The organism is Streptomyces sp. NPDC006510 (assembly GCF_040611955.1).
Taxonomy (GTDB): Bacteria; Actinomycetota; Actinomycetes; order Streptomycetales; family Streptomycetaceae; genus Streptomyces.
Map to the genome: position 1 here is coordinate 1 of NZ_JBEXPH010000233.1, position 11,554 is coordinate 11,554.

The 11,554-nt window shown below is 68.9% G+C and carries 6 protein-coding genes and 2 pseudogenes; 4 read left to right on the plus strand and 4 right to left on the minus strand.

Going from position 1 to position 11,554, the window contains the following annotated elements; all coding sequences use genetic code 11:
• Nucleotides 1-212 precede the first annotated feature (212 nt).
• The 3 genes from ABZY11_RS38645 to ABZY11_RS38655 all read right to left on the minus strand — a co-directional run bounded on the left by ABZY11_RS38645 (nucleotide 213) and on the right by ABZY11_RS38655 (nucleotide 5,818).
• Complete coding sequence (locus ABZY11_RS38645; protein ID WP_356483653.1) at nucleotides 213-1,475, minus strand: MFS transporter; 1,263 nt, start codon at nucleotides 1,473-1,475, stop codon at nucleotides 213-215.
• Complete coding sequence (locus ABZY11_RS38650; protein ID WP_356483654.1) at nucleotides 1,472-3,532, minus strand: alpha-galactosidase; 2,061 nt, start codon at nucleotides 3,530-3,532, stop codon at nucleotides 1,472-1,474. The genes ABZY11_RS38645 and ABZY11_RS38650 overlap by 4 nt, the downstream gene beginning before the upstream one ends.
• Nucleotides 3,533-3,754: 222 nt before the next feature.
• Nucleotides 3,755-5,818, minus strand: a complete 2,064-nt coding sequence (locus tag ABZY11_RS38655) for a discoidin domain-containing protein (protein ID WP_356483655.1) — start codon at nucleotides 5,816-5,818, stop codon at nucleotides 3,755-3,757.
• A gap of 235 nt (nucleotides 5,819-6,053) precedes the next feature.
• Between ABZY11_RS38655 and ABZY11_RS38660 the strand changes: the two are divergent.
• Nucleotides 6,054-6,772, plus strand: a pseudogene (locus ABZY11_RS38660) (LLM class flavin-dependent oxidoreductase); the annotation flags it as partial.
• On the opposite strand, the gene ABZY11_RS38665 reads toward ABZY11_RS38660, so the two are convergent.
• Nucleotides 6,773-6,928, minus strand: coding sequence for a hypothetical protein (locus tag ABZY11_RS38665; RefSeq protein ID WP_356483656.1), 156 nt, complete (start codon nucleotides 6,926-6,928; stop codon nucleotides 6,773-6,775).
• Nucleotides 6,929-7,498: 570 nt separating this feature from the next.
• Here ABZY11_RS38665 and ABZY11_RS38670 point away from each other — a divergent pair.
• The 3 genes and pseudogenes from ABZY11_RS38670 to ABZY11_RS38680 all read left to right on the plus strand — a co-directional run.
• Nucleotides 7,499-8,878: an FtsW/RodA/SpoVE family cell cycle protein gene (locus ABZY11_RS38670; protein WP_356483657.1), complete on the plus strand. Its 1,380-nt coding sequence runs from the start codon at nucleotides 7,499-7,501 to the stop codon at nucleotides 8,876-8,878.
• A 627-nt stretch (nucleotides 8,879-9,505) separates the two neighbouring features.
• Entirely contained in the window at nucleotides 9,506-10,780 is a 1,275-nt protein-coding gene (locus ABZY11_RS38675; RefSeq protein WP_356483658.1) for a sulfite oxidase, read from the plus strand.
• A 338-nt stretch (nucleotides 10,781-11,118) separates the two neighbouring features.
• Nucleotides 11,119-11,466, plus strand: a pseudogene (locus tag ABZY11_RS38680) (DUF5707 domain-containing protein); the annotation flags it as partial.
• Nucleotides 11,467-11,554 lie beyond the last annotated feature (88 nt).

Here is an 11,554-nt window from a genome sequence, read left to right on the forward strand (position 1 = left end):
TTGCACTCGCGTCACGTACGACGGTCTACCGGACCAGACCGTGCCACGAAGGCACATCCCGCAGATTGATCACGACTCGATACGCACCCTAGTAGTGGTCAGGGGTGCTTCGCGGCCGGAGGCGCGAATGGCTGGAGCCGCCCGGGTGCTGTCGCAGGCCACGTCGGGTGATGCCCTGGATCTGCCGGAGCACGCCGCCGTCGTCCTGAGTGCTAGCGGACGGCCTTGACCCTCCAGACCAATACCGCGCCCAGCGCGGACATGGCCGCGGAGCAGAGAAACAGCGAGCGGTAGCCCCCCGGACTGCCGAGCACGACCGAGGCGATCGGGGGAACGAGAACGTAGGGCAGGGAGGTCATCAGGTTGGCCAGGGCCATGTCCTTGCCGCGGTCCGCCGAGGCGGGGAGCACCTCGGTGACCAGGGCGGTGTCGACGGCCAGGTACACGCCGTAGCCCAGGCCCAGGATGACGGCTGCGACCAGCGTCATGGTCCACGTGGGAGACAGCGCGAGTGGGACCGCGGCGACGGCCATCGTGATGCCGCCGAGGAAGACCAGCATGCGCCGCTTGCCCAGCATGTCGGAGAGCCAGCCGCTGAGGACGACCGTCGAGATCGTGGCCAGGCAGTTGACGCCGATCACGATGAGCAGGCCGTCCTCCGTCGACTGGCCGGGGAACAACTGCTCATAGTGCAGTACGTCGTCCAGGAAGTACGGCAGGTAGAGCGTGCCCATCCCGTAGCCCAGCCCCATGGTGAACCGGGAGCTCATCGCCCAGACGAAGTCGGGGTGTTCGCGCGGGTTGATCCGGTAGCCGTCCAGGAAAGTACGCAGAGAGAACGGATCGCGGTGCCGGCGGGGAAGCGGTGGATCCTTCATGGTGGCCGCGAACAGCAGTATCAGCAACGGCAAAGCGGCCATCAGCATGTACTGCGCGGAGAAGCCCGTGACCAGCCCGAGCAGTAGCCCGCCCGCGATCATGCTGCCGGCCTGCGGGACCATGGCCCAGCCCAGCACCACACCGCGCTGGGCGACCGGGACATGGTCGGGCACCACGGGGGAGAGTCCGGCACCGATGATCATGAAGCTGGCGGACAGCACGAGGGAGCCGAGCGCGACCCCGACGACGGTCGTCTGGATGCCGATGCAGACCAGTGTCACCATGCAGACCAGCGAGCCCGCGATCATCCACGGTCGACGGCGGCCGAACCGGCTGGTGGTGCGGTCGCTGAGGGCACCGGCCAGCGGCGCGAGGACGATTCCCGAGATTGCGCCCATCATGCTGACCCAGGCGTAGCTGCCGACCTTCCCCGCCGGGTCGATCTGGGCGATCTGCTCGGGCATCAGGAATGTGGTCGGCACCTGAAGCGGGATGAACATCCCGACGTTGGCCAGGACATACAGGGCGACCCAGCCGGAGCCGACCTTACGGGTCGGCTCGGCGAGGGCCTCGGGCCGCTCGGGGGCGAGGCTCATCGGGGCACCTTTTTTAGGTGGACGAGCTCGCTCGTCCAGTCGAAGGACAGCAGCGGCGGGAGACCGTGGCTGAGCAGGACGGCGCCCTCGTGGACGGCGCCGGTGGTCTCATCCCGGTAGCGGGCGTCGGGGTCGAGGCCCTTCAGCCGGGTGCGGGCGACCGAGCGGGTCAGCGCGGACGGCTGGAACTGGAAGACGACGACTTCGTCCTCGGTGAGGTACTGCACGGCGTCGTGCCCCAGGCGGTACTGGACGCCACCGTGTACCACGGGCCGGATCCGCTTGTACTGCTCGACCAGCATCCGGGCCCAGGCCAGATCCTCCTCGCTCCAGTTCCGCAGATTGCCGCCGATGCCCATCGCCCCAGCCATCGAGACATGGAAGCGGTACCGGACCGAGGTCGGGCGGGCGGTGAAGCTGTGCGGGCTGTCGGTGACCCAGGCGCCCATGGTCCGGGCGGGCAGCAACTGGCAGTGGCCGTGCTGGATCGCGACCCGGTCGGCGGCGTCGGTGTTGTCCGACGTCCAGATCTGGTCGGCGCGGGCCAGCACGCCCAGGTCGGCCCGGCCGCCGCCGCCCGCGCACGATTCCAGGTACAGGCCGGGACGGGCGGCGCGCAGCCGGTCCATCACCTCGTAGACCCCGCGCGTGTGCTCGATCCAGACCCGGTCGGGATCGGCGGCCCCAGGCTGTCCTGCCTCGCTGAAGGGCCGGTTCATGTCCCATTTGAGGAAGACCACGTCCAGCTCGGTGACGGTCCTGACCAGCCAATCGACCGCCCATTCCCGGACGTCGCGGCGGGCGAAGTTCAGCACGTGCTGGTGGCGGCGCTGGGTGCGGGTACGGCCGTCCTGGCAGAGGATCCAGTCCGGGTGCGCACGGAAGAGGTCGCTGTCGGGGTTGACCGCCTCGGGCTCGACCCACAGGCCGAAGCCCATACCCAGCGCGCGGACGTGGTCGGCGAGCGGGCCCAGACCGTTCGGGAAGCGGTCGGGGTTGGGCCACCAGTCACCGAGCCCGGCCATGTCGCTGGTGCGGGCGCCGAACCAGGCGTCGTCCACGACGAAGACCTCGACGCCGAGACCCGCGGCCAGGTCGGCCAGCTCGGTCTGCTGCTTCTCGCTGATGTCGAACTCGGTTGCCTCCCACGAGTTGAAGATCAAAGGGCGTTCGGCAGGACGGGCGGGCAGCACCTCGCGTTCGACGTAGGCGTGCCAGCGGCGGCTGGTGCCGCCGAAGCCGTCGGGGGCATACAGCCCGGTGAAGACGGGGGTCTCCAGACGCTCGCCGGCGGCCAGCTTCCAGACCAGGCCCTCGTGGCCGAACCCGCCCGTCCAGGAGGCGCGACCGTAGGCGTCGCGGCGCAGGGTGATCCGGCGACTGCCGCTCCAGGCCAGGGCCGCGCTCCAGACCTCGCCGTGCTCCTCGGCGGCGTCCTGCGCGTCGAGCATCAGCCACGGCCCGGCGTGCTGTCCCGTGATGCCGAGGCGGCTGGTGAACACGGTCTCCCCGACGGGCACCCGGTCGCGCCGGAGTTGGAACTCCCGACCCCATTCCCCCACCACATGACTGACCCGGTAGTCGTCGCGGGCGGGCAGCGTCCAGGCGGCGGAGTCGAACCGCAGGACGTCAACCGGCTCGTCCGCGGTGAGGACGGCCCAGCGCTCGATCTGGTCATGGCCGTCCCGGAGCCGGTAGTGCAGGTCGAGACCGAGGGAGCGGACACGGTCGGTGAAGGAGAGCGTGAGCAGGTCGTCCTCGACCGTGTACGAGAGGAACCGCCACTCGAAGCCGCGGACACCGTCGTCGAACCGTACGGTCAGCGACGGCGCCCCGAACCGCAGGCCGCCCTCGACCACGTACTCCTCACCCCCCGGGTCGTCGCTGCCGGGGTCCTCGTCGGGCAGGTCGGCCGCGATCACGACGGCCTGCTCCAGGGCCAGCGGCCGGCCCCAGTGCACGTGCCGGGGGACGTCGTCGGCGTCCAGCTGGAAGGCGTAAGAAGTGCCGGGAGTGCTCAGAAGCCAGAGGCGGGCTTCGGAGTGGTGAGTGATCACGTAAATCCTCAAACGTGAGTAGGGCTCATGTTCTGCTCATACGTTAGGCACACGAGCCCGCAACGCCAAGCCCCTGACGGGGGCTGTCGAATTTCGCGGCGTGTGGTTCCCTGCGCTCTGCGCGGCTCGGTCGGTGAACGCGCCGGAAAGTCGGCCGGGGCCGGCCGGATCAGGAGAGCTGATTCGGCCGGCCCCGGCCCTGGACACCGCCTCACGGGTGCGTCAGTTGGCGTAGACGCCGGCCTCGCGAAGTGAGTAGCCCCACTGGGTGCCGCGCTCCAGCCCCTTGATTCGTACGTAGCGCGCCCGAGTTCCGGCGAAACGTGCCGTGTCCAGGCCGCCGTCACCGGCGGCCGTGGACCAGACCGACTTCCAGGCCGTGCCGTCTTCCGACAGCTCGACGCGGTACGACTTCGCGTACGCCGCCTCCCAGTCGAGGGTGACGCGCTCGACCGGCTTCGAGGATCCGAGGTCGATCCGCAGCCACTGGTCGTTGCTCCACTCGCTGGCCCAGCGGGTGCCGTTGTCGCCGTCCACGGCCTTGCCGGGCGCGAAGCTGACGAACGGGTTCCACCATTCCGACGAGGACGCCGAGGCGGTGACGCCCGAGGCCAGGTTCGCCCCGGACCTGTGCTTCTCGGTGTTGCCCCAGGTGCGGAGGTAGGACTCGGCGCCGGAGAAGAGGTCGTCCACGACCCCCTGGCCGCCGACGATCCGGATGTCCTCGATCCAGTCCGGGACCATGCCGTAGTGCGCGGCGCCATCGGTGTTGAAGTCCCACGTGCGCTCGCCGGCGGTCTGCTTGTCGATCACCGAGCCACCGTCCGTGCTGCGGAAGGGGTACTTGACCGGGTTCGGGGTGTCCCCGCCCCGCGGTGCCGGCCAGCCGCCGACACCGTTCATGTCGGTGCCGTAGCCGTAGCCGACCTTGTACTTCTCGCGCAGCGCGTCCGTGCGCTCGGCCTCCGCGCTGAACGCCTCGGAGCCGCTCATGTACTGGGCGGCGAACCCGCCGAGCTTGTAGAGCCGCTCGGTCCAGCCCAGGTCCATCCAGCTGTGCGAGGAGATGGCGCCCGGGTACGACTCGGACTCGAGGATCTCGAAGGCCTGATCCGCGGCCTTGACACTCATGTGGTCGAGCTCCAGCATCATGTGGCGTTCCATCATGCCGCGCACCGCGTACGCCCCCAGGCCGGTCAGCCCGCGGGTGTTGCACTGCGCGTCCGAGGCGTACGAGGGGACGGCCACCCCCGCCGGCAGCTGCTTCTCCGCCTCGGGTGCCTTCGCGTTGCCGATGGGGTTGTCGTGCTGCGGGCCGCGGCAGGTCTCCGTCTTCCAGAAGGTGCCGGTCGACAGGAACTGGCCCACGTTGATGGCCGTACCGAGGGCGCCGGAGTCGTAGCGCACTCCGCACAGGGCGTTGTCGAACTTGTGGCACAGGAACATGCTGCGCACGCCCAGTTGGTGCAGCTCGTCCAGGCCGCGGTCGATGTCCTCCTTGCTGCACTGCGCGATGTCCAGGATCTGCTTGCAGCCGAACGGCTCGGAGGTCTCGACCCCCAGTACGACGGCCAGCTTGCCCTGCTCGATGACCTCGCGGGCCTGCGCGCTGTCGGTGACGATCCGGAACCAGCCCTTCCCCGGGCCGCCGTACATCTTGTCGATGAAGGCCTGCATGTCGTACGACTTCTGTGCCTCGAGACGGATGGCGGTCATCTCGTCGCAGCTGCGGTCCTTGAAGAAGTAGACCGAGCAGATCACGCCGTTGGTGACCAGGTCGTTGACCAGCACCCGCTGGCCGCCGCGCCATGCCCGCTCGACCCAGGCGTAGTAATTCTGTTGGTGGGTCAGCGAGTCGTGGGCGGGCCAGTCCTTGAACGTGGGCCACCCGTTGGGGTCGTGCTTCCCGTCGCCCTTGGTGATGAAGTCGAAGACGGCGCCCGTGCCGTCGGGGTAGTGCTCGGGGCAGTCCTTGAGTGCGTCGGCTACGCCCTGCTCCGAGAACGGCTTGCCGCAGATCAGCCGGCCGCCGAAGCCCTCGTTGGACATGATGTGGTCGTGGGCGTCGACGAAGCCCCTTACACGCCCCTGGGTGTCGGTGCCCTTGAAAGGCTCGCCCGTGACGTTGATCTGCGCGTCGGGTGTGGGCCGGGCGGTCGGATCCCACCAGTTGGGCTCCGCCGCGGAGCTGGGCGTCGGGCCGAGTACCAGAGCCATCGCGGCGAGGAGCAGTGACACCACCGTGAGGGATCGGAGTCTGCGGCGCGGAGGTTGAACCATGGTCATCGCGTAGATCCTTAAATGTGAGCGGGACTCATGTTCTGCTCACAACTTAGGGATACGAGCCCGCGACGCCAACCCCCTGACGGGGCCATCGCCGGGAAATGAGGAAGAGCACCCCACCGGAATCGGATGCTCGCACGCCTCCCGCCGAGATCACGGAGCGTATGGGCGCCTCGGACAGGACGGGCGCTCGCCGACCATGTCGACGAGGGGCGGTTGCCGTAGCCGTTAACGGCTTCCCTTCGGCGATCCCTGGATGCTGATGACCGCGGCCGCGCTGGCGACCTCCCGGATCCGACTGGGTACCCTGCTGACGCCGGTCGCCCGTTACCGTCCGCAGCAACTCGCCCGCCAGGTGGCCACCCTGGACCACCTCAGCGGCGGCCGGGTGATCTTCGCCGCAGGTCCGGGCGGTCCGATCGAGGACGAATACTGCAGTTTCGGCGACACCGCCGAGCCACGCCTCCTCGCCGAGCGGCTGGACGAGGGGCCGGAGCTGTTGGGGCGCTTCTGGTCCGGCGAGCCGGTGAACCACCACGGCCGGCACTACGAGGTCCGAGACGTGACGCTGCTGCCCGCCACCGTGCAGCGGCCGGTCCGCCGGTGTGGATCGGCGGGTTCTGGCCGCGTCGTGAGCCCATGCGGCGGGCAGCGTGGTGGGACGGCGCCGTGCCGCTCTTCGCGACGGCCCGGCATGGTCATGTGCCGGGTGCGGCGGAGGTGCGGGAGCTGGTCGGCTATGTGCGCAAGCAGCGTTCGGCCGAGGCCGAGCGCCCCTTCGAGTTCGTGCTCGGTGGTGCCACGCTCCCGGATGCGGCCAAGGCCAAGGACGTGATCGGTCGGCTGCACGACGCCGGCGCCACCTGGTGGGACGAGCGGCAGGTCCGGACCGGCCCCGACCTGGACCGCCTGCCCCCAGTACTGCGCCGCATCGAGGCGGGGCCGCTGGTGGTCTGATCAGCCGTTCGAGGATGTGCCGGGCTTGTCGGTGGGGCCCTTGGGCCGCTTGTTGGGCCGGTAGCTGGGGCCGTTCATGATGACCTGGTGGCTGGTGTTGATCAGCCGGTCCAGCAGCGACCCGGCGACGACAGGTGTCAGCGTACGGATTTTCACCCAAGTTGCGTACGGGGGAACGCCCCCAGCTGTCAGGCCACGTCACGGGCAGGGCCAGGAGTTAACCGGCGCGAGCGGTGGAAGGCGCCGAAGACGCCGCGCGGCCAAGTGCCGGCCTACCGCCTCTACACCGCCCGGTGGGCCCTGACCGATCTCGAACGCACCCGGCCGCCCGATCGAAGAGGCGGAGAAGCGGTCCGGGCGGCTCCGGCCGTCCCCTTCGACGGCGGCCGCGCCGATCACGGGCCGCCGCCTCGGAGTTGGCCGGCCACGGGATACGGGACACAGGGTCGCGAGGGCCGGGAACAACAGCACGATACCGAGTCCCAGGACAACGCCGGACGGGCTGGAGCAAGGACGGCAGCACCACAGGAACCGCACACGCTTCCTTCACGTCCAAGGCGATAGCCAAGGCAACGGCGCCGCCGACTATGGCGGCTTCGAAGCCGCCGTTCCAGACCACTACCGCACCCACTCCCAGCCCCGGCCCGGCCTTTTGGAGGAGAGCAGAAGGTTGCCTCCTTGCTGTGCGGTCAGCAGCATGCAAGCCGTGAGAGGCCCCGTCACACGATGAGCCGTACCACAAACACGTCGACGCACCACACGTACACGATCGGCGCACCGAGCCGGCGCAACACCGAGTTGGCGCTGCTGGTGTTCGCCGTCGTCATCACGGCGTTCGCCTACGCCAACGCGGGGCTGGCCATCAACAACCAGGTGCCGTCGGGCCTGCTGAGCTACGGCCTGGGCCTGGGCCTGCTGGCCAGCGTCGCCCATCTCGTTGTACGGAAGGCCGCGCCGTACGCGGACCCACTGCTGCTGCCGCTGGCCACGCTGCTGAACGGACTCGGCCTGGTCGTCATCTGGCGGCTGGACCAGTCCAAGCTGCTGCAGTCGATCAAGCAGGCGGGAACGGCCGCGCCACGGCAGCTGATGTACACGACGATGGGCATCGCCCTCTTCATCGTCGTCCTGATCGTCCTCAAGGACCATCGCGTCCTGCAGCGCTACACCTACATCTCCATGGTGGGCGCCCTGTTCCTTCTGCTGCTGCCGCTGGTCCCGGGCCTGGGCGCCGACATTTACGGCGCGAAGATCTGGATTCACGTCGGCAGCTTCAGCATCCAGCCGGGTGAGTTCGCGAAAATTGTGCTCGCGGTCTTCTTCGCCGGCTACCTGATGGTCAAGCGCGACGCGCTGGCCCTGGCCAGCCGCCGTTTCATGGGCCTGTACCTGCCGCGCGGCCGTGACCTCGGCCCGATCCTGGTTATCTGGTTCCTCTCGATCCTGATCCTGGTCTTCGAGACCGACCTCGGCACGTCACTGCTTTTCTTCGGAATGTTCGTCATCATGCTGTACGTCGCCACCGAACGGACCAGCTGGATCGTCTTCGGTCTGCTGATGTCCGCGGCCGGCGCCGTCGGCGTCGCCTCCTTCGAGTCGCATGTCCAGCAGCGTGTCCAGGCCTGGCTAGACCCCATGCACGAATACATGCTCAGCCGCCAGGGCGTGGTCGGTCACTCCGAGCAGTCGATGCAGGCGCTGTGGGCGTTCGGCTCCGGCGGCACCCTCGGCACCGGCCTCGGCCAGGGCCATTCCGAACTCATCCGGTTCGCCGCCAACTCTGACTTCGTCCTCGCCACCTTCGGCGAGGAACTGGGCCTGACGGGCATCATGGCAATCCTGCTGATCTACGGCCTGATCGTGGAGCGCGGCATACGCACCGCCCTCGCCGCCCGCGACCCATTCGGCAAACTCCTCGCCATCGGCCTGTCAGGCGCATTCGCCCTGCAGGTCTTCGTCGTTGCCGGCGGCGTGATGGGCCTGATCCCGCTGACCGGTATGACGATGCCGTTCCTGGCGTACGGCGGTTCCTCCGTCATCGCCAACTGGGGCCTCATCGGCATCCTGATCCGCATCAGCGACACCGCACGCCGCCCCGCGCCGTAGCGTGCACCCACGACGTTCACGTACGTACCGCCGGTTCCGGCGGAACGGATTCGGCAGTTGCCCACCCGGGACGTCGCGCTCCCCCTCCTTCTGCAGCACGTTGCCGACAGCGACGGGATGCCCCGCGGGCCGGTGGCGGGCGAGTCGGCGGGAACCTGGGGGAGGACGGTGGCGAGGTTGTTGATGGCGTCGGCTGCGGCCCGGAACGGGGCATCGGGCAGACCGTCCGAACTGCAGACGGGGCTGGAGCAGTGTGGCTGAGCGCCCCTGATCCTCTACCACCTCTCCGGCCTACGACTGCGGATCGGTCATGTCACCGACCCGCCCACCAACGTCATCAGCCGCGGCGTCCAGCTCCATCTCCTCGACCTCCTCGGCCTGGAGCCAACACATCCCCGCTGGCCAGAGACTGAACCAGCTACCCGCGAAGTACGGGGCCAGATCGCCCCGTTGACGCCTTCTCGCGCCGCGTGCTTGCATCCCGCCATGACGCCGCTGGAGCCTCTGGCGCGCCGCCGCGCCCCCCGCGCTGTGGACCTCGGCCGCCTTCCCGGCGCGCCGCCCAGTGCGTCGGCTCGCACTGTCCTCTCCCACATCTGTCTGCTGTCTCAACGACGAGGAAATGTCATGCCTTCACCCGTCTCCGCCAGCCGCCACGACGAATCCGCGTACGACCGCCGCAGGCTGAGCCAGTGGCTCTCCGGGGAGGCAAGGGCGGACGGGGTCACCCGCCGCCGGGTGCTGACCCTGCTCGCCGTGACCGCCGCCGGGGCCGCGCTCCCCCCGCCGTACTTTGCCCATGCCGCCGATCCCACGATTGTCAAGCCGCTGCCGCCCGAGTGGTTCATCCGGCGCGACACCAATGCCGAGACCCGCTGGGAGGCGTTACGCGGAACCGGCCACCACACCCCCAACGAACTGTTCTTCGTGCGCAACCACACCGCCACCCCTGTCCTGGAAGCCGCCGAATGGCGGCTGAGGCTGTGGGGCAGCGGGCTGCGTGGCGCGCCCCGTGAGGACAGGCCGGTGGAGTTCGGGTACGACGATCTGCGCGCCCTGCCCGCCGTGACCCGTACAGCGTTCGTCGAGTGCGCCGGAAACGGCCGCAGCTACTTCACGGCGCAGCAGGGCGAGAAGGTCACAGGCACCCGGTGGACGCTGGGGGCGATCGGCGTCGCGCGCTGGCGCGGGGTACGCCTGGCCGATGTCCTGCGCAAGGCCGGGCTGTCCTCATACGCCATGGATGTGCAGCCCCGCGGTCTGGACGCCGAGTTCTTCAGCGGCGGCGAGAACCTCGGGCGGGTACGCCGTCCGCTGCCGCTGGCCAAGGCGCTGGACGATGTGCTGCTGGCGTACGAGATGAACGGCGAACCGCTTCCGTACGACCACGGGTATCCGGTGCGGGTGCTGGTGCCGTGGTGGGTGGGGATCGCGTCGATCAAGTGGGTCGGCGACATCGAGGTGTCCACGCAGCCGCTCTACTCGCCCTGGAACACCATCTTCTACCGTCTGTTCGGCCCCGCATACCCGGAGGAGGGCAGCGCGCCGCTGAGCCGGCAGGTGGTCAGGAGTGCCTTCGAGCTTGCGAGCGGGGCGAGGTTCATGGTGGGGAAGGGGCAGGTGCTGCACGGCCGGTCGTGGTCGGGTGCGGGGGCCATCGCGCGGGTCGATGTCAGCACGGACGGCGGGGCGAGCTGGCGGCCCGCCCGCCTCCACGACCGGCCCCGTGCTGGCACCTGGACCCGCTGGTCCCTGACCTGGAAGCCCGACACAGTCGGCGACACTCACCTCCTGGCCCGCGCCACCGACACGGCCGGTCACACCCAGCCGGACACCGCCGTGACCAACACGCAGGGCTTTCTCTTCGACGCAGTGGTGCGGCACCCGGTGACCGTGATCTGACCACCATCACCGCGGGCAGTTCGCTCCCGGCCGGGCGTAGGCCTGTGGCCGGTACACGGCCGGCCCCCATCCTCACAATAAGTCAGCCGGCCCTGCCTGCTTCTTCCAGATGTGGATGGCGGCGGCCGCGGCGGCATCGAGGAGGTTCAGTACAGCCCTGTACCGCGTGGACTTCACGGCTGTGTGGCGTAAGAAGGGTGTGATCCGGTCGGCCCATCCAGGTCGGGTTGAGTATGCGCACTCATGTCCGGCGAATCCTCGCGCGGGGAGGATCGGTGCAGCGTCGTATCGCAGTGGCGCCGACCCGATTCAGTGCTGAGACAGTTACGGAGAATCTCGTGTCCCGACGTGTTGCTCTGTCCGTTGTTACCGGTGTCGTTCTTCTCGGTGGTGCCGGCGCCTTCGCTTTCGCCCAGGCCGCAGAGCAGGCTTTGGTACTGACGCACAGCACTGCCCGCTACACCGCTCCCGACGGGGACCGAAATGGCTCGCTGGCTTTCGTCACAGATGTCACGGCGTCCTCCGGTGTCAAGAACGTGAAGGTGCTGGCCTGGCCGCAGGACTCGTCCTTCGCCAAGAAGAGGCTGACCGCCAAGGACATGGCCGCAGTGGAGTCGGCCGACTGCAAGCCCTCCGGGCAGGACACCGTGCGCTGCACCTACACCGCCGAGGTCACCGGTACTGACTTCGGCTGGTTAGGGTGACGTTGGGGTGTCGACGGCCAGGCCGGTGCCGGCTATGAAGCCGTCGAGGGTGTCGGGCCGGTACTGCAGG

Excerpts from the sequence above, each read along its gene's own strand:
- ABZY11_RS38655 (WP_356483655.1), bottom strand. The coding sequence starts at position 5,818 with ATGACCATGGTTCAACCTCCGCGCCGCAGACTCCGATCCCTCACGGTG.
- ABZY11_RS38675 (WP_356483658.1), top strand. The coding sequence starts at position 9,506 with ATGCCTTCACCCGTCTCCGCCAGCCGCCACGACGAATCCGCGTACGAC.
- ABZY11_RS38645 (WP_356483653.1), bottom strand. The coding sequence starts at position 1,475 with ATGAGCCTCGCCCCCGAGCGGCCCGAGGCCCTCGCCGAGCCGACCCGT.
- ABZY11_RS38670 (WP_356483657.1), top strand. The coding sequence starts at position 7,499 with ATGAGCCGTACCACAAACACGTCGACGCACCACACGTACACGATCGGC.